Source organism: Mesobacillus jeotgali, assembly GCF_014856545.2.
Taxonomy (GTDB): domain Bacteria; phylum Bacillota; class Bacilli; order Bacillales; family Cytobacillaceae; genus Mesobacillus.
Genome location: NZ_CP109811.1, coordinates 4,814,472 through 4,835,561, shown reverse-complemented (window position 1 = coordinate 4,835,561; position 21,090 = coordinate 4,814,472). Strand labels below are relative to the sequence as shown.

Sequence of the window (21,090 nt, the reverse complement as noted above, 5' to 3'; positions counted from 1 at the left end):
CAATTATCCCTCCTTTTCTAGTCGTTTTACGCATTTTTCTCTATATCTGGCTGCTTTTTGCACTCACAGTTTCATATTTCATCTTTTGTATCCATGCTAGAAAAGCACAAAATCAAAGGTTATACATGCTGTACAACCCCTGAATTAATAAATATACAAAACTATTAATGTGGAAAAATATATAATAAGGAAGAAATGAAGCTTTTCGACAATATCCACTTTCTGTGGACAAAGTTTTACAACAGGCCTGAATAACCTATCCACAGCTTATCCACAATTTGTGGATAAGTATATTTTCGTTATCGAATTATTAAGAGTGAAAACACAAATATAATATCAGATAATCTAGCATGGCGCAACGCTTTTTAATACATTATCCACAATACACTATCACTGTGGAGATTAATTGTCCACAGGCACTTGAATTGTGTAAAAGCTGTCAGAAGGGGTTGTGGATAATAAAAAACGTGTCGATTTTTGTCCACAGGCCGCTGGAAAGAGAAAAAAAGCGGATGATTTTTGGGATTAATATTTATTTTGCGGACGGAAAATATTCTTCTTTAATGGTTTTGATGTCAGTGCAAAAATTCTTATGATCCGTACTGCTGAATAAAATGTCTTTATACAATAGTAAGTATAGTAAGTTTTGAAAACCGGTTGATTGGAGTGGAAGGCGCGAAGACTCCTCCGAAAATGCTAACGCATTTCCATCGTGCGTGGGCATGTTCGAGGAAGCTAATTCAAAGTCCTGCGGGATGAGCAAGTCATCGGGAGACCCCGCAGGCGTGTTAACGCCGAGGAGGCTCCCGGACTCCAAGGAAGAATTTGATCTTTGAAAAAGCCGGCAGTTGGGCTTTTTCTTAATTCTTCCCCGCGGAAAGCGAAGCGCCTGGAACGGAAATCAACAGCCAAACTTACCAAGCCGAGATCTTTTTAAGAGAACGAATTAAATCATGGACTTTAAGGAACTTAAATTTTGCCAATGCCGCCGATTTCCTAATAGGCACTTGACAATATACGCTGCACCTCTTTATAATTACAAAGACTGTCTGTAACAGCTATTCCTCAGGGAGGTGTAACATATATGAAACGCACTTATCAACCAAATAAACGTAAACACAGCAAAGTTCACGGATTCCGTGCCCGCATGAGCAGTGCAAATGGCCGTAAGGTTCTTGCTCGCCGTCGTCGCAAAGGAAGAAAAGTATTATCAGCTTAGGCCACTGAAATGTCAGTGGTCTTTTTTCTCTTTGGGCAATACTATTTTGGGAGCTGGAATTACTGGCGAATGGGCTTTATGGGATTTGTTTTTGGAAATACTGTATAAAATGAATCCCGGTGGAGCCATTTTTAAAAGATCCCTAAAAAACGGATCCATAGAGAATTGAAGGTGTTATAGATGAAAAAAGACTTCAGAGTAAAAAAAAATAAAGAATTTCAAGAGGCTTTTAAAAAGGGTAGGTCTGTTGCGAACCGGCAATTCGTAGTCTATATCTTAAAGAAAACAGACCAGGAGAATTTCCGCATCGGGCTGTCAGTCAGCAAAAAAATCGGAAATGCCGTCATGCGCAACCAAATCAAGCGATATATCAGGCAATCTTTCCATGAATTCCAGGACCGCGTCCAAACCGGGAATGATTACATCATCATCGCCCGAAAGCCAACTGCTGAAATGGACATGCATGAAGTGAAGAAAAGCCTGGAGCATGTATTGAAGGTCGGAAAGGTTTTGAAGAAGCCGAAACCTGGAGATAATGGGTGAGGCAAAAATATTTGCCGAATTGCATTTTTTAAAAGCGCTTCCCTATAAAAGATGTTAAAATACTCTTGATTGCATTGTGCTGGCAAAGCTAAATGTACATAAATTTTGGGACAAACTATTGAAAATAAATGAACGTACCGGGAAGTTAGGAGGAAATGAAGCTTGAAAAAAAGAATATTATTGATAATGGGCTTGCTTTTAGTGATGACCGTGCTGACAGGCTGTATGGAGTATGACCAGCCAATCACTGAGGAAAGCAAGGGTTTTTGGAATGAATACATTGTTTATCCATTGTCCTTGTTAATCGTCAAGATGGCTGAATGGCTCTGGGGCAGCTTCGGATTATCGATTATCGCTGTTACTTTGATCATCCGTTTTGCGATTCTGCCGCTTATGATCAAACAGACAAAGAGCTCGAAGGCAATGCAGGCTTTACAGCCGGAAATGCAGAAGCTTAAGGAAAAATACAGCTCGAAGGACCAGAAAACTCAGCAAAAGCTGCAGCAGGAAACGATGGCGCTTTTCCAGAAGCATGGTGTCAATCCGCTTGCTGGCTGTTTCCCGCTGATCGTCCAGATGCCGATCCTGATTGGTTTCTACCATGCGATCTCAAGGACAAGGGAAATTGCCGAGCATAACTTCCTCTGGTTCGACCTTGGTTCACCGGATCCATATTATATCCTGCCGTTAGTCGCAGGTGCTACAACGTTCATCCAGCAAAAAATGATGATGGCTGGCCAGGAAGCAAATCCGCAGATGGCGATGATGTTATGGCTGATGCCAATCATGATCATTGTATTCGCGATCAACTTCCCAGCGGCACTTTCATTGTACTGGGTAGTCGGTAACTTATTCATGATTGTTCAAACTTACTTTATTAAAGGGCCGGATCTTAAGGCAACTGCTGCCGGCAATGCGGGAGGAGCAAAAAAGTGAAACAGGTAACTGCTACAGGACAAAATGTCGACGAAGCAGTAGAATCCGCTTTAGCTCAATTAAAGACTACCAAAGACCGCACAGAAATTGATGTAATTGATGAAGGCAAAAAGGGGATTTTCGGACTTTTCGGCACACGCCCGGCTGTCGTCAAGGTGACAGTGAAAATTGATGCTGTTGAAGAAGCCGTAAATTATTTGAAATCGGTTGGCTTGCAAATGGGAGCTCCAATTGAAGTTGATGTGAAGAAGGAAGGGAAAACAGTACTCTTTACGATGTCAGGCGAGAAGATCGCTTTGCTGATCGGAAAAAGAGGACAAACACTGAATTCCCTGCAATTTTTGACCCAGCTTGTGATGAACCGTTACTCTGAACAGTATGCTACTGTCTTGCTTGATGCGGAGGACTATCGCCAGCGCAGGAATGATACACTCGTACAATTGGCCGAACGCCTAGCGCAAAAAGCAGTCAGAACCGGACAGACCGTTGCACTCGAACCTATGCCTTCGTATGAACGCAAAGTGATTCATACTGCATTGATGTCTAATAAGAAAATCAAAACCTATTCCGATGGCACTGAACCACATAGACATATTGTGATCGCGCCTTCGAAGTAATAATGAGTGAAAAACCCCGAACCAGCGCTGGTTCGGGGTTTTTTGCGCGCTACTTTTAAAGAATATGGCGCATTTTGAGTTGGGTGAACTGCATAAACGCTTCAGAAGAGCGGAATTTAACTATTTTCAGTACCCGCAGCAATTTTATTTGTTCAATAAATAAACTTATTGGCGGTTTTCACAATTTTATTGGCGATAATCAAGATTTATTGGCGAAAAATGAATTATATTGGCGAAAATGACTAGTTTATTGGCGATAATTCGTTTTTATTGGCGAACTGGAAATTATCATGGATTTTTTCCAATTTAAAAACTTGATTACCAACTATCACTTTTTGTCATCAGTACAAACTTCCAACTCCATAGAAGTCCATTTTGCATTCATTAGTACGCTGTAAATTAAAATCAAAATTCAACTCCAATTCTTCTGTTCAGACAATTCCCATTCGCCAATCCTTCCTCCATCTAACTAAACCAAATCGATTTTTCCACAACATAAATAAAAATCATTTATTTCCTCATTTGGTTTTATTGTTATTCACATGTGGATAAGTTAAAATTAAATAAGTTTATTTAATGAGTTGTGGATAAATTCAGAGTTGAAAGTATTCCTTTCTTTTTTTCGCTAAAGTGATGTGGTATTCTAGTAATTTGTAGAAAACAAACTTTAATCTTTTTTGATATAAATAATTTTTATGGAAAAGCGGGGTGAGCAAATGGAATTTGATACGATTGCGGCGATTTCTACGCCGATGGGTGAGGGTGCGATTGCGATTGTCCGTTTAAGCGGTGATCAGGCTTTTGAAATTGCAGATCGTCTGTTCAAAGGGGTTGGCAGCAAGAAGCTGAGTGAGGCGGCCTCGCATACAATACATTACGGCCATCTGATTGATCCGAAAACTGGACAAGTCGCGGAAGAAGTAATGGTCTCTGTAATGAGAGGGCCGAAAACGTTCACGAAAGAGGATGTAGTCGAAATCAACTGCCATGGGGGTCTTGTTTCTGTAAACCGTGTGCTCCAGCTTGTTCTGAATCAGGGAGCGAGACTGGCGGAGCCGGGGGAATTTACAAAACGGGCTTTTTTAAATGGACGGATCGACCTTTCCCAGGCTGAGGCAGTCATCGACTTGATCAGAGCGAAAACAGACCGTGCGATGAACCTGGCGCTTGGCCAGATGGAAGGACGCCTATCTAGGCTGATCCAGAAGCTGCGCCAGGAAATCTTAGAAGTTCTTGCGCATGTCGAAGTGAACATTGATTATCCGGAGTATGACGATGTTGAAGAAATGACGCATAATATGCTTTTGGAGAAGGCGAAGTATGTAAAAGGGGAGCTTGAAAAGCTTCTGCAAACATCACAGCAGGGAAAAATCCTCCGTGAAGGATTGTCCACGGTCATAGTTGGCCGCCCGAATGTAGGGAAATCTTCGCTGCTTAACAGCCTTGTGCATGAAAACAAAGCGATTGTTACTGATATACCAGGGACCACACGCGATGTCATCGAAGAATATGTGAATGTCCGCGGTGTTCCTTTACGACTCCTTGATACAGCGGGAATCCGTGAAACTGAGGATATCGTTGAACGAATCGGCGTCGAACGCTCTCGCCAGGTATTGAAGGAAGCGGATTTAATCTTGCTCGTTCTGAACTATTCGGATGAGCTTTCGGAAGAGGATCGGAACATTTTCAAAGCGGTTGAGGGGATGGACGTGATTGTCATCGTCAACAAGACCGACCTGCCGCAAAAAATCGATATGGACCAGGTGAAGGAGCTTGCGAATCAGTATTCCCTTGTAACAACTTCATTGCTGGAGGACAAGGGAGTGGATGAGCTTGAAGAAGCGATATCCAGCTTGTTCTTCTCAGGTGCGATTGAATCGGGAGACATGACGTATGTTTCGAACAGCCGCCATATTGCACTCCTGAATCAGGCTGTCCATTCAATAGAAGAAGCAATCTCGGGTGTCGAAATGGGAACTCCAATCGATATCGTTCAGATCGATCTGACTCGTTCCTGGGAGCTGCTTGGCGAAATCATTGGAGAAAGTGTCCATGAAAGCTTGATTGACCAGTTATTCTCCCAGTTCTGTTTAGGGAAGTAATAGAAAAGAAACTATTTTCATAAAACATTATCTCTTGCTACTAGATTTATTTGGTGTAGCGCTTTTGGACTATAAAGGTATTTGAATGGAGCATAAAAGGAGGCAGCAGGATGGGTTATGAAGCCGGAAATTTTGATGTGGTTGTAGTTGGTGCCGGCCATGCGGGCGTTGAGGCGGCCCTTGCGCCAGCACGCATGGGTGCGAAAACCGCGATGATTACCATCAATCTTGATATGATTGCGTTCATGCCGTGCAACCCGTCAATCGGCGGACCTGCAAAGGGTATTGTTGTACGGGAGATTGACGCATTGGGCGGCGAAATGGGCCGCAATATTGATAAAACATACATCCAGATGAGGATGCTGAATACAGGAAAGGGACCTGCAGTACGTGCGTTGAGGGCCCAGGCTGATAAATTCGATTATCAAAATGAAATGAAAAAGACGCTGGAAAATGAAAAGAACCTTACATTGGTACAGGGCATGGTTGAGCGCCTGATCGTAGAGGATGGAGAATGTAAAGGGGTCATTACGCAGACTGGAGCCATTTATCGCGCGAAAACAGTCGTCATCACGACTGGCACGTATATGCGCGGGGAAATCATCCTCGGCGAATTAAAATATTCAAGCGGCCCAAACAACCAGCAGCCGTCAATCAAGCTTTCGGAACATCTCGAGGAGCTTGGCTTTGACCTGGTCCGTTTTAAAACGGGAACGCCGCCACGTGTGCACAGCGACAGTATTGATTATACAAAAACAGAAATTCAGCCTGGTGACGATGTCCACCGTGCATTTTCTTATGAAACGACAAAATACATCACAGACCAGCTTCCTTGCTGGCTGACATATACGAATGAGCGCACACACCAGCTGATTGATGACAATCTGCACCGCTCGCCAATGTATTCCGGAATGATCAAGGGTACTGGCCCGCGCTACTGCCCATCCATCGAGGATAAGGTCGTCCGCTTCAATGACAAGCCGCGCCACCAGATTTTCCTTGAGCCGGAAGGCAGGAACACTCAGGAAGTGTATGTGCAGGGACTATCAACCAGCTTGCCTGAAGAAGTCCAGCATAAAATCCTTCAGACCATTCCTGGCCTGGAGAAAGTACAAATGATGCGTGCCGGCTATGCGATTGAGTATGATGCTGTCGTGCCGACGCAGCTGTGGCCAACACTGGAAACGAAATTGGTTAAAAATCTCTATACTGCAGGACAAATCAACGGTACTTCTGGCTATGAAGAGGCTGCCGGCCAGGGAATCATGGCTGGGATCAATGCCGGCAGAAGAGCGTTGGAAAAAGAGGAAGTCATCTTGAGCCGCGCCGATGCGTATATCGGTGTACTGATCGATGATCTCGTGACAAAGGGAACGAATGAACCGTACCGTCTATTGACATCTAGAGCCGAATACCGCCTGCTTCTGCGTCATGACAATGCAGATCTTCGCTTGACTGAAAAGGGCTACGAAATTGGCTTGATTACCGGAGAACGCTATCAGAAGTTTTTAGCGAAAAAAGAAGGTATTGAAGCAGAGAAACAACGCCTGCAATCGATCATCATCAAACCGACAGCCGAGGTTCAGGAACTGATCCGTTCACTTGGCGGCAGTGAGCTGAAGGATGGTATCCGTGCCTCCGATCTATTGAAGCGTCCTGAGGTTTCTTATGAGCATATCAAGCAGCTTGTTCCTGCAGCTGGCGAACTTGATTTTGAAACAGAAGAACAGACAGAAATTCAAATCAAATATGAGGGATATATCGAGAAATCTCTTCAGCAGGTTGAAAGGCTGAAAAAGATGGAAGACAAGAAAATCCCAGAAAATATTGATTATGATGCAATTTCCGGATTGGCGACAGAAGCCCGCCAAAAATTAAAAGAAGTACGTCCGTTAACTTTGGCACAGGCATCGAGAATCTCAGGTGTGAACCCTGCTGATATCTCTATTCTGCTTGTCTATTTGGAACAAGGGCGGATTGCACGGATCTAATCGAAAATTTTTTAATTGGAGAAAGTATAATTTTGCCACATAGATTAGTGTCTAGCTCCAGCTCCTAGCCCCTCGAGATGTCAGGGCTGACCAAGGCGCTTGCGCTTTTCTTATGAAATCACCAGCAAGGACAGAAAGGGTTGGCTTATGAATACAGATCAATTTAAAGCTTTGCTCGCTGAAAAGGGAATTGAGCTTTCCCAGAAGCAAATGGAGCAATATGAAAAGTATTACCAAATGCTCGTCGAGTGGAATGAAAAAATGAATTTAACTGCGATCACAGAAAAGCCTGATGTGTATTTGAAGCATTTCTATGATTCCGTTTCCGCAGCATTTTATTTTGATTTTAACAAGCCGCTCAATTTGTGTGATGTTGGTGCCGGTGCCGGTTTCCCAAGTATCCCGATTAAAATTGCCTTCCCGGAAATCAAGGTGACGATTGTTGATTCCCTGAATAAGCGAATTACGTTTCTGGAGCAGCTTTCGAAGGAATTGGGACTGGAAGGAACGACTTTCATTCACGATCGTGCCGAGACATTCGGACAAAATCCTTCTCATCGTGAAAAATATGATGTTGTGATGGCAAGGGCAGTTGCAAGGATGTCAGTTTTAAGCGAGCTTTGTCTCCCGCTGGTGAAAGTAGGCGGAACATTCGTCGCCATGAAGGGCAACCAGGCAGGAGAGGAACTGCAGGTTGGCGAAAAAGCAATCGCTGTCCTTGGCGGGAAGCTGGAATCCGCTCATTCATTCACCTTGCCGGTGGAAGAAAGCGAACGGAATATTTTAATCATTAACAAACTAAAAGCAACACCTAAGAAGTACCCAAGAAAACCGGGAACTCCGAATAAAACGCCGATTGAATAGAGGCACCCATCATCCGCAGCACCTCCAGTCAAAGACCTGAGGTGCACGGTTGATGAAACCGGCCATGTTCGCGTATGCTCTTTGGTCTATTTTGAAAAATGAATTTAGTTTATAATAGATTCTATAGGCAGGAACTTGTCATTTTTATAGAGAATATGTAATAGGGAGTTCATAAAGGTGGTGTAGGGTGATGAAGCCTTCTTTTTCGCGCTTTTTTGGCCTTGGGGAAAAGGAAAAAGAACGGAATCAAATGGAAGAACAGAACCAAGTGGAAGAACAGACGGTTGAGGATATCGACAACATAGAAAATGAAGAAATAAAGAAAATTCCGATTGACCATATTATTCCAAATAGATACCAGCCAAGAACTGTATTTGATGATGAAAAAATTGAGGAATTGGCCCGTACCATTCACATACATGGAGTAATCCAGCCAATCGTCGTCCGGGAATTCGATCAGGATCGGTTTGAAATCATCGCAGGTGAACGCCGCTGGCGAGCGATGAAAAAGCTTGAGTGGGAGGAAGTTCCTGCAATTGTTAAGAACTTATCCGATTCCGAAACGGCATCCGTTGCTTTAATCGAGAACCTCCAGCGTGAGGAGCTGTCACCGATTGAAGAAGCAATGGCTTATGGTAAATTACTGGAAATTCACAACCTTACCCAGGAAGCCTTGGCGCAAAGGCTGGGAAAAGGTCAATCAACTGTTGCGAATAAGCTGCGATTGCTTAAGCTTCCGCAGGAAGTGCAGGATGCGCTTTTGAATAAGCTGATTACAGAACGTCATGCCCGTTCGTTAATCCCGTTAAAAAACCCTCAGCTGCAGGTGCAGCTATTGGCAGAGGTCATTGAGAAAGCCCTCAATGTCAAACAAACGGAGGAACGCGTCGTAAAGCTGCTGAGTCAGAATGAAGAGAAACCAAAGCCAAAGCGGAAGGCATTCAGCAAGGATATGAGGATTGCCGTCAATACCATCCGCCAGTCACTGACAATGGTTTCCGACAGCGGCATCAATCTCGATTCAGAAGAAGAAGAGTTTGAAGAGTTCTATCAATTCACGATTCGCATACCAAAAAAGAAATAATAGATTGCTAGCGGGGGACAAACTGTCTCCCGTTTTTTTATTGAAAGCTCTGTTAAAGCCCATTGTTATTTTAAGCACTGTTGATTGTAGTGGAAGGCGCGTAGACTCCTCCGAAAATGCTAACGCATTTCCCTCGTGCGTGGGCGGATTCGTGGAAGCTAATCAATGTCCTGCGGGATCAGCTGGTCAGATGAGACCCCGCAGGAGCGAAGCTACGAGGAGGCTCAGCGCCAGCCCCGCGGAAAGCGAAGCTTGAACGAAAATCAACAGCCTACTTTAACAGAGCCTGTTTGAAAAATTCAATCCGGTAAGCAGTTAGATAACAGTGCTTATTAGTAAATAAGCTTTCATATTACTGGAATATTACTTTTGAATAAAAATTCTATCAACTATCTTGATTCATGATAAAATAGAATACATGATTGTCTTTTTTCGGTAATTTTTTTCAGGAACTGCTGGGAAAAGCCTTATTTATAATGCATTTTTTTTGCTTAAAGCTAAAAATAGACAATTTTACGGGTTTGAAAGAAGGTGACAATGTGGGGAAAATCATCGCGATTGCGAATCAAAAAGGCGGAGTCGGCAAGACGACTACATCAGTGAACCTTGGTGCATGCCTGGCATACATAGGAAAAAAAGTGCTGCTTGTCGATACGGATCCTCAGGGAAACGCTACGAGCGGTGTGGGGATTGAGAAAGCGGATGTAGAGCAATGCATCTATGATGTTCTTGTTGACGATGTTGAAGCTAAGAATGTAATCCATCCAACAGCGGTAGAAAATTTATATACAATTCCTGCAACGATCCAGCTTGCAGGAGCGGAAATTGAGCTTGTCCCTACAATTTCAAGGGAAGTTCGTTTGAAGCGGGCTCTCGAGGAAGTGAAGGATCGTTTTGATTATATTATCATTGACTGTCCGCCATCCCTTGGTTTATTGACACTGAATGCTTTGACGGCTTCAGATGCCGTCATCATCCCTGTCCAGTGTGAGTATTATGCACTGGAAGGACTAAGTCAGCTCCTGAATACTGTCCGGCTTGTACAGAAGCATTTGAACCAGGATTTGAAGATTGAAGGTGTCCTGCTTACTATGCTTGATGCACGTACGAATCTTGGTCTCCAAGTCATCGAGGAAGTGAAGAAGTACTTCCAGGACAAGGTATATAAGACAGTCATTCCACGGAATGTCCGATTGAGTGAAGCTCCAAGCCATGGAGAGCCAATTATCATTTATGATCCAAAGTCCCGCGGGGCAGAGGTTTATTTAGATCTTGCAAAGGAAGTGGTTGCAAATGGCTAAAGGCTTAGGTAAAGGATTGAATGCTTTCTTTAATATGGAAGCTGAAAAAGAAGAGAAGGTCCAGGAAATAAGCATTAAAGAAATAAGGCCGAATCCTTATCAACCACGGAAAGTTTTCCAGCCGGAAGCGATCGAGGAATTGAAACTATCAATTCAGGAACATGGTATCCTTCAGCCGATTATTGTCAGGAAAACGATCAAAGGCTATGAAATTGTCGTTGGAGAAAGACGTTACCGTGCAGCGAAGGAAGCGAAGCTCGAAACAGTTCCGGCAGTTGTCCGCGAATTGAATGAACAGCAAATGATGGAGCTTGCCGTATTGGAAAATCTTCAGCGTGAAGACCTGAATCCGATTGAAGAGGGAATCGCCTATCAAACCTTGATTGAAAAGCTGAAGCTCACACAAGAAGAGTTAGCGAAAAGACTGGGCAAAAGCAGACCGCATCTTGCAAATCATATACGTTTGCTGTCGCTCCCGCCTAAGATCCAGCAGCTGATTTCAGATGGCAAGATATCAATGGGGCATGGGCGCGCGCTTCTGGGCTTAAGGAAGAAGGACAAGCTTCCGATCCTGGTGGACAAAATCCTTAAGGATGGAATGAATGTCCGACAGCTTGAGCAGCTGATCCAGCAGATGAACGAAGTTGTTCCACGTGAAACAAAAAAAAGAAAAAGTGACAAAAGATGTTTTCATCCGTGAACGGGAAACGACGCTTCGAGAGCGTTTCGGCACAACTGTAAACATCAAACAATCTAAAAACAAAGGGAAGATTGAAATAGAATTTTTCTCAAAGGATGATCTCGAACGAATTCTGGAACTTTTAGATCAGCAAAACTCTTAAGCTATCAATTTGATGGCTTCTTTTTTTACATACACGTATTCATACAAAATCTGAAGATAGGTGAACAATATGTTTTTACTTGGCACCATTGTAAATGGTTTATTAATTATTGTAGGTACCTTGCTGGGCAGGCTATTGACAAGAATCCCTGAAAATATGAAAGCTACTGTCATGCATGGTATCGGCCTTGCTGTCATGGTGCTGGGCCTGCAAATGGGCTTTAAAAGTGCAAATTTCCTGATCGTCATTTTAAGCCTTGTGATTGGTGCGGTCCTTGGGGAAGCCTGGAAGCTGGAGGATAAGCTGAATTCAGTTGGAGACTGGCTCGAAAGAAAGCTTGGGTCAAAAGGGGAAGGCAGTATTTCACAAGGATTTGTGACAGCAACGCTGATTTTTGTCATTGGCGCGATGGCCATCATTGGCGCTCTAGACAGTGGAATCCGCGGCGACCATGATGTCCTATATACAAAGGCAATCATTGACGGCTTCACTGCCTTGATTTTGACTACTACACTTGGTATTGGTGTTCTTTTTTCAGCGATTCCCGTAATGCTTTACCAGGGTACAATCGCGTTATTCGCAACACAAATTGATAAGTTTATACCGCAGGCCTTGATGGACAGCTTCATTCTGGAATTGACTGCAACAGGCGGCGTCATGATTTTTGCTATCGGCCTGAACCTGATTGGATTGACGAAGATCAGGGTTGCGAATCTCCTGCCAGGTATCCTTGTTACTGGCGTGCTTGTTACCATTTCACATTATATGATTGGGTTATAAAATTAAAAAATGCCTGGATAGCCTCCAGGCATTTTCGGGCACTTTATTCAGCAACTGTTGGTTGCTCGGTTTCTAGATCCCAATTTAGTTTCGGCCAATCCTGTTTTTTCGAGAGCTGCTGGCTGCTCTCGGAGATACCGTTCGCGATCGTTTTCGCCATTTTTAAGACGAGATTCAATCTTGTGTTTTGCAAAACAAAGAATTCCATGAACCCGCTGACATTGACAATGCCGGTTATGTGCATATTGCCGACTTCAGGAAGTTCCTTATTCACTCCGGCACCCGGCTTGACGGGCCCATCGCCTACCTGGATCGACCCGACGCTTTTTAATCTGCCCAGGCAGGCGTCTATGCCAATAATAAAAGGATTGAAATGCTTTTCTTTGATTTCTGCCAGTTTAGCATCCATATTGACAGCATGTATCGGATCATCGAGAGTTCCATATACATGGTAAGGCGCAATTTCTTTTTCCTCGAGAAGCGTTCCGATTAGCGGACCCAATGAATCACCGGTAGAGCGGTCAGTTCCAATACAGACAAAAACAATTGGGCGTGTGCTGAAATTAGGCAAATGGTCCAGGATTTCAGAAGCCAGCTTTTCGGCAGCAAGCTCATCTTCATGGTTAATTTTTGCCACATTATTTCTCCGCTCGAAAAAATGGTTTTTGAGATTCATTGGATCAACTCCTTAAAAATTCGTACTATCAGTATACGGTCTTTTTTTGTAATCTATACATACCTGTAAACAGAAAGATTTAAACAGGGTCTTTTGGAGCAGTGAATCTCTTTCGGAGGAAAAAGGACTTATCTTTTTTAAAAGAATTAGTAATGGTTTAGGCTCTATCGCAAAATGATTATTCTATATTAAAATAATAATATACTGTTCTAAAGTAGAGGACTCCTATACCATCATCTTACAGAAACAGCCTTCTTTAACTACATTATAAAACTTGTTAAAATGATTGTGCTTGTATGAAATCTTCTACTTTGTTACATAAAGTATGATAATGTAAGCGTGAAATTTACAGGCGGGTGAAATTATGACTAAAACGGAAGAAAGTCTGACCAGAACACAAGCATTTTTAAATAAACTCAGTCAAAAGCTGATGGATGAAGAGCTCTGGTTCGCGATTGGGGAAAGTGCCCTGAAAATCCTGGCGATCCTGATTATTTCAGGTTTGCTGATCAGAGTTGGCAAGGTTGCGATCCAGAACTTTTTCAAGATGAAAACAAGGGGACCAATCAAAGTTTCTGAACGGCGAGAAATGACTTTAATGAAGCTGCTCGAAAATGTCCTGAAGTATGTCGTTTACTTTATTGCGATCATGTCCATTCTTGCGGCGCTGACAATCGATGTCAAGGCAATGCTTGCCGGTGCCGGGATTGTCGGCTTGGCTGTCGGTTTCGGTGCTCAGAGTCTCGTAAAAGACATCATCACCGGCTTCTTCATTATTTTTGAAGATCAGTTTTCTGTGGGTGATTATGTCAGGATCGGACAATTTGAAGGAACAGTAGAGGAAATTGGGCTGCGGACGACGAAGATTAAAAGCTTTACAGGGGAAATCAATATCCTCCCTAATGGGAGCATCATAGAAGTCACCAACTTCTCAGTTTATAACAGTGTTTCGGTTCTCGATATAGGAATTGCTTATGAAGGGGATATTGAATACGCTGAAAAAGTACTGCAGGATTATCTTGAAACCACAACTGAAAAGTATCCAGAGCTGGTAAAGACACCCGAGCTTTTAGGTGTCCAGCAATTTGGCGCTTCAGAAGTTGTGATGCGGATCGTCGCGGAAACACTGCCGATGAAACATTGGTATATCGGAAGACAGCTCCGCAAGGACATCAAGCTTCTATTGGACCAGCACGGAATTGAAATTCCATTCCCAAGAATGGTTATGTACTCACGTCAGGAAGGCGGAGAGCAAAAAGAATTCGGTAAATAAACAAGGAGGTTTTAAAATTGGAGCACGAGTTTCAACTTAATGATGTTGTTGAAATGAAAAAACCACATCCTTGCGGCACCAACAAGTGGAAAATCATCCGCCTTGGCATGGATTTCCGGATCAAGTGTGAAGGCTGCGAGCACAGTGTCTTGATTCCGAGAAAAGAGTTCACACGAAAAGTAAAGAAGATTTTATCAAAGCAGGGTGAATAATCCTGCTTCTTTTTTTTGCCTTCTTGTATTATTCTTATAGATAAAATTAATGACATATAGAGAGAACGTTGGGAGATGAGGAAGTGGCGACAGTACATCATTCAGCATGTCCATTGAATTGCTGGGACAGCTGCGGTTTCCTTGTTACCGTTGAAGACGGAAAGGTAACCAAGGTCGAAGGCAATCCAGATCATCCGATTACACAGGGGAAAATTTGCGGACGCGGGAGGATGCTTGAGAACAGGGCGAATGCGGAAGACCGATTGCTCCATCCTCTGAAAAAAATAGACGGCAGTTTCCAGCAGATTTCCTGGGAGCAGGCGCTCGATGAGATTGCTGAAAAATTGGCTTATTATAAAGAATATTTTGGTACCACTTCCGTATTGCACAGCCATGATTACGCTAACGGCGGTTTGCTCACCAATCTTGACAGCCGCTTTTTCAATCTATATGGCGGAGTGACTGAATTAACCGGTTCAATCTGCTGGGGAGCGGGTATTGAGGCGCAGAACTGGGATTTTGGCGATGCCTACAGCCATGCCCCAGAGGATTTGAAAAACAGCAAACATGTCGTCATCTGGGGAAGGAATGTCGCCCGGACGAATATGCATCTTTTCCAGAACCTCCAGGCTGCGAAAAAGAATGGGACGAAAATCTATGTGATTGATCCTATTTATAATGCAACAGCTAAGCTGGCACATGAATATATCTCTATCAAGCCAGGTTTTGACGGACTTTTAGCGGCGGGCATCATGAAAGAGTTGCTCAGGATGGGTTTACAGGATGGCGAGTTCCTGGAGAATCATACGGCAGGGTTCGAAGGCTTGAACGCATTGCTCGATAGCGTTTCTTTAGACTATATCAGTGAAGTGACGGAAGTACCGGCTGACATCATCACCCATCTTGCCGAGGTATATGCTGATAAGCCGGTATCGACCATCATGGGACTTGGTATGCAGCGCTATGAAAATGGCGGGAATACGATCAGGCTGCTGGACGCACTGGTCGCTGTCAGCGGCAACATCGGCATCCCAGGCGGCGGTGCCAACTATGCGAACAAACAGGTAGGGCAAAGCTTTGACTATCAGAACATGTCCATACCAGAACGGAAGAATTCATCACGTACATTTACAATGATGAGGCAGGCAGAGGAGATTTTGTCGGCAGTAGACCCTGTGGTAAAGATGGGAATCGTTACATGCGGAAATCCGCTGACACAGGTACCAGATACAAACAAAGTGCGAAAGGCATTTGAATCGCTGGAAACATTGGTGGTTATTGACCAGTTCATGACGGATACAGCAGAGCTGGCGGATTATGTGCTGCCGGCTGCGACAGCTTTTGAGGTAGAAGATGTTTACTACTCTTCTATGTACCATCATTATGTGAACCACGGCCCGAAGCTGGTCGAACCGCCGGGGGAAGCGAAGCCGGACGCATGGATTTGGGCTGAACTAGCGGCTAGATTAGGCTTCGGTGACGAGTTTGATTATACAAGAGAAGAATTCATTGAGATGGGTCTCGCATCACTGACTGCAAAGGGAATCAGCCTTGATAAAATTCGTGTGGAAAGATTCGCGGAGCTTCCCGTGGATAAAATACCATGGGCAGACAGGAGATTCAAAACGCCAAGCGGCATGTATGAATTCACATCTTCTGCAGTTGCTGATGGCAGGATCAAACTGTCACTGCCAACGGAGACAAAGTGGACGAATCCCGAGCTGGCAGAGAAATATCCATATACCTTGCTGACAATCCACCCGCTGCGTTCAAACCATTCTCAGCATTTCCACCTGTTCCAGCCAGAGCCGTATGTGAAAGTCGAGATTGCTGGCAGCGTGGCTGCTGAAAAGGGTTTAAAGGATCAGGACGATGTCCGGGTATGGAATGATAGAGGCGAACTGAAGGGGACCGTTTCGATTTTAAAAATGGCCCATCCAGGAACGGTGAATATTGATGAAGGCTTGAGCGCACGATTCGGCGGCTCCGTCAACCAGCTCACATCCAGCAGGGAATCAGACAACGGCCTCGGCAGCACACTATATGATTGCCTCGTCAACATTGAAAAAATTGAAAAAGAATAATGATCGTTTTACCGCACTTTCATTGAGAGTGTGGTTTTTCTTTTTTGGAGAATAGGGACAGGCAACATTGGTGTTAGAATGTTGAAAAATACGGGCATGAGGACGCCAAGAGCCATGATTCATATACAGAAACTTGAAATCTTGTTCCGTTCAAGGAGAAAGATACCCTTAAGCAAGCAAATCTGTCTCTATAAGGGTACCGTTCATGACGAAAGTCAAAGAATGATTTCACTGTCGGGCCTTGAAGGGCTTTTCGGGGCTGACCAAGGTGATTGCGCTTTTCTTATAAGCTTGTCTTTTCCCTTCGTAATCTCTATAATTGTGAGAGGAAAAAATCGTTTAGGTGATTCTTGCTTGAATAGATACATTTTTAAATAGAGGAGTGACATGGATGGCCTTAACAGCAGGTATTGTTGGACTTCCTAACGTTGGGAAATCTACATTGTTTAATGCGATCACACAGGCTGGTGCTGAATCAGCCAACTATCCGTTCTGTACGATTGACCCGAATGTCGGAATCGTTGAGGTTCCTGATCATCGTTTAACTAAATTAACTGAGCTAGTACAGCCGAAAAAGACTGTACCGACAGCTTTCGAATTCACTGACATCGCCGGAATCGTAAAAGGGGCGAGTAAAGGTGAAGGACTTGGAAACAAATTCCTTTCTCATATTCGTCAGGTGGATGCGATTTGTCAGGTTGTCCGCTGTTTTGCAGATGACAATATCACTCACGTTGCAGGTAAAGTAGATCCAATTTCCGATATTGAGGTTATTAACCTGGAATTGATTCTTGCTGACATGGAGTCAGTTGAAAAAAGAATTGGCCGTGTTGAGAAATTGGCTAAGCAAAAGGATAAGGAAGCTTCTATCGAGTTTCCAATTCTGGCTCGCCTGCGCGATGCATTTGAAGCTGAGCAACCAGCGCGCGCGGTTGAATTTACAGAAGAAGAAATGAAAATTGTAAAACAACTTCATTTGCTTACAATTAAGCCGATGCTTTATGTTGCCAACGTAGGTGAAGAAGATGTCGCAGATCCAAGCGGAAATGAATATGTACAGCAAGTCCGCGAGTTTGCACGAAAAGATAATGCAGAAGTAATCGTCATCAGTGCCAAAATCGAGGAAGAAATCGCTGAGCTTGAAGGCGAAGAAAAGCAAATGTTCCTAGAGGAACTAGGCATCGAAGAATCAGGTTTGGACCAATTGATCCGTGCGGCTTACAGTCTGCTTGGACTTGCAACCTATTTCACAGCCGGCGTCCAGGAAGTCCGTGCATGGACATTCCGCCATGGAATGAAAGCACCTCAGTGTGCCGGTGTCATCCACTCTGATTTCGAACGTGGATTCATCCGTGCAGAAACAGTCCACTACGATGACCTTCTTGCAGCAGGATCCATGGCAGCAGCCAAGGAAGCTGGTAAAGTACGCCTAGAAGGTAAAGAATACGAAGTAAAAGACGGAGACATCATCCACTTCCGTTTCAATGTATAATTCATTTTTGAGCTGATCCAAACAAAACATAGGTAGGAAGTTGAGTTGATTGTAGTGAAAGGCGCGAAGACTCCTCCGAAAATGCTAACGCATTTTATCGTGCGTGGGCAGGTTCAAGGAAGCTCAATCAATGTCCTGCGGGAACAGCTGGACAGGTGAGACCCCGCAGACGCCAATGGCGGCGAGGAGGCTCACCTCCGGCCCCGCGGAAAGCGAAGCGCCTGGAACCAAAATCAACGGACCAATTTTACAAGCGTCCCACAATAAAGAGGGTTCCCAAAAGACTTAACCTTTTGGGACACCCTCATTTTTTTATTTTCAAATAACTAAGCATGGACAAAAATGCGAACATATGTTAGTATTTTGTTATGGAAATCTATCACATAGAAATAGGCAAAGTAGATTCTCTATACATAGCATTGCCATTGAATATGTTCTGTGATATAATTTCATCTTGTGAGTAATTAATCAATTACTCCTTGCCCTGTAATGGGGCCGCTTAGACCAAAAGGAGGTGACAGTGATGAGAAAGTACGAAGTTATGTACATCATCCGCCCAAACATTGAAGAGGAAGCTAAAAAGGCTCTTACTGAGCGTTTCAGCGCAATCCTTACAGAAAACGGTGCGGAAATTTCAGAAGCTAAGGAATGGGGCAAACGCCGCCTAGCATACGAAATCAATGATTTCCGTGATGGCTACTACCAGCTTGTAAAGGTAAATGCTACTCCGGCAGCAGTTGAGGAATTCTCTCGTCTTGCTAAGATCAACGAAGATATCCTTCGCCACATCGTAATTAAAGAAGAAGAATAATTAATGATATAAATATAAGCTTTCAGCGGAAGATGTTTCATATGGAACATTCATGCTGGGGGGAAGGAGTTGATTCTGATGATGAATCGTGTCATTCTTGTTGGCCGTTTGACCAAGGATCCTGAATTACGTTTCACACCGAATGGAGTTGCGGTGGCTACTTTCACACTTGCGGTAAATCGTTCATTTACCAACCAGCAGGGGGAAAGAGAAGCTGACTTCATCAACTGTGTGGTATGGCGCCGTCCAGCCGAAAACGTTGCAAACTTCTTGAAGAAGGGCAGCCTTGCAGGTGTTGATGGACGCGTTCAAACTCGCAGCTATGAAGGACAAGATGGTAAGCGTGTATACGTTACAGAAGTTCTTGCTGAGAGTGTTCAGTTCCTTGAGCCAAAAGGACAGTCTTCTGACAGAGGGGATAGCGGTTATTCCCGTCAAAATGATCAAGGATCCCCATTCGGGAATCAGAATCAACGACAAAACCAAGGTTATACAAAAACAGATGAAGATCCATTTGCAGGTGGCGGCCAAATCGACATTTCAGATGATGATCTTCCATTCTAATATAACTCGGACTTGAAATAGAATACACAAGGAGGGAAATGACCATGGCAATGGGTGGACGCAGAGGCGGACGTGCAAAACGCCGTAAGGTTTGCTACTTCACAGCAAACGGAATCACTAAAATCGATTATAAAGATGTTGATCTTCTTAAAAAATTCATCTCTGAGCGCGGTAAAATTTTACCACGCCGTGTAACTGGAACTAGCGCTAAATATCAGCGTAAATTGACAGTTGCAATCAAACGTTCTCGTCAAATGGCATTACTGCCATACGTTTCAGGCGAATAATGATCGGATTTTAAAAGGCAGCGGGGCATTCCCGCTGCCTTTTATATTATCTATATGGCACTTCGTTTGCTTGTCAGGAGTTTAGAAGCTAAAATAGTTCTTATCGGTAATTTTAAAAACGGTTGCTAATTACGTTCAGGAAACTGTTATAATATCTAGCTTGAACTCTTATGGCTGACCAAGGCGCTTACGCATTTCGGTGTCTAGCTTCAGCGCCTAGCCTCTCGAGACGCTTGTCTAGCTGCGGCTCCTAACTCCTCGAGACGTTTCGGTCCTGCCAATGAAGTCAAAGAGCGACTTCACTGTCAGGCCCTCCAACGCTTGTCGGAGTTGAACAGTCGCCTTCGCTTTTCGAGTTCGGTCCTGCCAATGAAGTCAAAAAACGACTTCACTGTCAGGCCCTCCAGCGCTTGTCGAGGCTGACCAAGGCGCTTACGCATTTCGGTGAGGTGGATTATGAAGAATACATACAAGCTGACAGAAGGGGCTATCCTGTTGGCGATTTTTGCGGTTTTATTATTGATCACTTTTTATATACCTGGTCTGGGGTTAATTGTGAACCTCTTTCTTTCTTTGCCATTCTTATTTTTCGGTGCTAAGTATGACGGGAAAAGTACTGCTGTTTTTACGCTCGCAGCTGTATTCTTATCGATGATTTTAGGGTCCCTTCTGGCAATCCCGCTTGCATTGGCATATGGGACGACTGGTGCTGTGATGGGATACATGGTCAGGGAAGGGAAAAGCAGGTTTGCTGCATACATAGCCGGTTCCCTAGTGTTTCTTTTGAATTTAGTGGCACAATATGCGTTGTCGGTCATTTTCTTTAAAATTAATATTATCGAGGAATTAATGGAGGCTTTTCGTGCCTCAACCGGCCAGGCGATCAAAATACTGGAACAAATGGGTCAGGCCCCTGATGAGAAACTCATTGAGCAATTCGAAACAATGGTCGATATGATGGAAGTACTTATGCCAAGCATGTTCGTCATGGCCTCATTTTTGATTGTCTTCCTGCTTCAGCTTGCCTCGTTTCCATTCTTGAAGCGGTTTGGGATCAAGGTGCCATCCTGGCCTCCGTTCAGGGAATTGAATCTGCCAAAGAGTATCTTATGGTACTATCTCATTACGATGATTGCAGCATTGATCATGCAGCCGGAAAAAGGAACTTACTGGTTCTGGGTGATTTCCAATCTTACATTCATCCTGCAGATGCTGATGGTTCTCCAAGGGGTCTCATTGGTGTTTTATATAACACATATTAAAAAGTATCCTAAAGCTGTTCCAATCGTCGTTATTGTCCTGATTTTCCTCCTGCCATTTGTTCTTTATATTGTGAGGATATTAGGTATAATTGATTTAGGATTTGACTTAAGAAAACGTCTTGGGGAGAAGAAGTAATCAGAAACTAACGC

Annotated in this window: 19 protein-coding genes and 1 pseudogene; 19 read left to right on the top strand and 1 reads right to left on the bottom strand. The window is 43.8% G+C overall.

All coding sequences use genetic code 11. From position 1 onward, the window contains the following. Positions 1-1,084: 1,084 nt before the first annotated feature. The 11 genes and pseudogenes from rpmH to FOF60_RS24305 all read left to right on the top strand — a co-directional run bounded on the left by rpmH (position 1,085) and on the right by FOF60_RS24305 (position 12,279). Entirely contained in the window at positions 1,085-1,219 is a 135-nt protein-coding gene (gene rpmH, locus FOF60_RS24355) for a 50S ribosomal protein L34 (RefSeq protein WP_013059930.1), read from the top strand. A gap of 180 nt (positions 1,220-1,399) precedes the next feature. Continuing rightward, positions 1,400-1,762, top strand: a complete 363-nt coding sequence (rnpA, locus tag FOF60_RS24350; RefSeq protein WP_192472741.1) for a ribonuclease P protein component — start codon at positions 1,400-1,402, stop codon at positions 1,760-1,762. A gap of 162 nt (positions 1,763-1,924) precedes the next feature. After that, a complete protein-coding gene (gene spoIIIJ / locus FOF60_RS24345; protein WP_192472740.1) occupies positions 1,925-2,698 on the top strand; it encodes a YidC family membrane integrase SpoIIIJ in 774 nt (257 codons plus the stop codon). Further along, the gene (jag, locus tag FOF60_RS24340) at positions 2,695-3,315 is read left to right on the top strand and encodes an RNA-binding cell elongation regulator Jag/EloR (protein ID WP_192472739.1); all 621 of its coding nucleotides are present in this window, start codon (positions 2,695-2,697) and stop codon (positions 3,313-3,315) included. Before spoIIIJ ends, jag begins: the two co-directional genes overlap by 4 nt. A gap of 716 nt (positions 3,316-4,031) precedes the next feature. Next, a complete protein-coding gene (gene mnmE / locus FOF60_RS24335) occupies positions 4,032-5,417 on the top strand; it encodes a tRNA uridine-5-carboxymethylaminomethyl(34) synthesis GTPase MnmE (protein WP_192472738.1) in 1,386 nt (461 codons plus the stop codon). A 110-nt stretch (positions 5,418-5,527) separates the two neighbouring features. Continuing rightward, complete coding sequence (mnmG, locus tag FOF60_RS24330) at positions 5,528-7,408, top strand: tRNA uridine-5-carboxymethylaminomethyl(34) synthesis enzyme MnmG (protein WP_192472737.1); 1,881 nt, start codon at positions 5,528-5,530, stop codon at positions 7,406-7,408. A gap of 147 nt (positions 7,409-7,555) precedes the next feature. After that, positions 7,556-8,272, top strand: coding sequence for a 16S rRNA (guanine(527)-N(7))-methyltransferase RsmG (gene rsmG, locus FOF60_RS24325; RefSeq protein ID WP_192472736.1), 717 nt, complete (start codon positions 7,556-7,558; stop codon positions 8,270-8,272). 190 nt (positions 8,273-8,462) lie between these two features. Next, on the top strand, positions 8,463-9,356 hold the full coding sequence (gene noc / locus FOF60_RS24320) for a nucleoid occlusion protein (protein ID WP_192472750.1): 894 nt from the start codon (positions 8,463-8,465) through the stop codon (positions 9,354-9,356). Between the two features lie 539 nt (positions 9,357-9,895). Then, positions 9,896-10,657, top strand: coding sequence for a ParA family protein (locus tag FOF60_RS24315; RefSeq protein WP_102264747.1), 762 nt, complete (start codon positions 9,896-9,898; stop codon positions 10,655-10,657). Beyond that, positions 10,650-11,499 (top strand): annotated as a pseudogene (locus FOF60_RS24310) (ParB/RepB/Spo0J family partition protein). The gene FOF60_RS24315 and the pseudogene FOF60_RS24310 overlap by 8 nt, the downstream one beginning before the upstream one ends. A gap of 69 nt (positions 11,500-11,568) precedes the next feature. Then, positions 11,569-12,279 carry a DUF554 domain-containing protein gene (locus FOF60_RS24305; protein ID WP_192472734.1) on the top strand — a complete coding sequence of 237 codons (711 nt, stop codon included), beginning with the start codon at positions 11,569-11,571 and terminating at the stop codon, positions 12,277-12,279. Between the two features lie 43 nt (positions 12,280-12,322). On the opposite strand, the gene yyaC is transcribed toward FOF60_RS24305, so the two are convergent. Beyond that, positions 12,323-12,955 carry a spore protease YyaC gene (gene yyaC, locus FOF60_RS24300; protein ID WP_192472733.1) on the bottom strand — a complete coding sequence of 211 codons (633 nt, stop codon included), beginning with the start codon at positions 12,953-12,955 and terminating at the stop codon, positions 12,323-12,325. A 364-nt stretch (positions 12,956-13,319) separates the two neighbouring features. Here yyaC and FOF60_RS24295 point away from each other — a divergent pair, with 364 nt between their 5' ends. The 8 genes from FOF60_RS24295 (at position 13,320) to FOF60_RS24260 (ending at position 21,076) form a co-directional block, all read left to right on the top strand. Next, positions 13,320-14,228 carry a mechanosensitive ion channel family protein gene (locus FOF60_RS24295; protein ID WP_192472732.1) on the top strand — a complete coding sequence of 303 codons (909 nt, stop codon included), beginning with the start codon at positions 13,320-13,322 and terminating at the stop codon, positions 14,226-14,228. 17 nt (positions 14,229-14,245) lie between these two features. Continuing rightward, positions 14,246-14,440: a DUF951 domain-containing protein gene (locus FOF60_RS24290; RefSeq protein WP_192472731.1), complete on the top strand. Its 195-nt coding sequence runs from the start codon at positions 14,246-14,248 to the stop codon at positions 14,438-14,440. A gap of 83 nt (positions 14,441-14,523) precedes the next feature. After that, the gene (locus FOF60_RS24285; protein WP_192472730.1) at positions 14,524-16,524 is read left to right on the top strand and encodes a molybdopterin-dependent oxidoreductase; all 2,001 of its coding nucleotides are present in this window, start codon (positions 14,524-14,526) and stop codon (positions 16,522-16,524) included. Positions 16,525-16,915: 391 nt separating this feature from the next. Then, on the top strand, positions 16,916-18,016 hold the full coding sequence (ychF, locus tag FOF60_RS24280) for a redox-regulated ATPase YchF (RefSeq protein ID WP_192472729.1): 1,101 nt from the start codon (positions 16,916-16,918) through the stop codon (positions 18,014-18,016). A 523-nt stretch (positions 18,017-18,539) separates the two neighbouring features. Further along, positions 18,540-18,827: a 30S ribosomal protein S6 gene (rpsF, locus tag FOF60_RS24275; RefSeq protein ID WP_192472728.1), complete on the top strand. Its 288-nt coding sequence runs from the start codon at positions 18,540-18,542 to the stop codon at positions 18,825-18,827. A gap of 78 nt (positions 18,828-18,905) precedes the next feature. Further along, positions 18,906-19,391, top strand: coding sequence for a single-stranded DNA-binding protein (ssb, locus tag FOF60_RS24270; RefSeq protein ID WP_192472727.1), 486 nt, complete (start codon positions 18,906-18,908; stop codon positions 19,389-19,391). 50 nt (positions 19,392-19,441) lie between these two features. Then, a complete protein-coding gene (gene rpsR / locus FOF60_RS24265; RefSeq protein WP_079507585.1) occupies positions 19,442-19,678 on the top strand; it encodes a 30S ribosomal protein S18 in 237 nt (78 codons plus the stop codon). Positions 19,679-20,134: 456 nt separating this feature from the next. Next, a complete protein-coding gene (locus FOF60_RS24260) occupies positions 20,135-21,076 on the top strand; it encodes a YybS family protein (protein WP_192472726.1) in 942 nt (313 codons plus the stop codon). Positions 21,077-21,090: the final 14 nt, after the last annotated feature.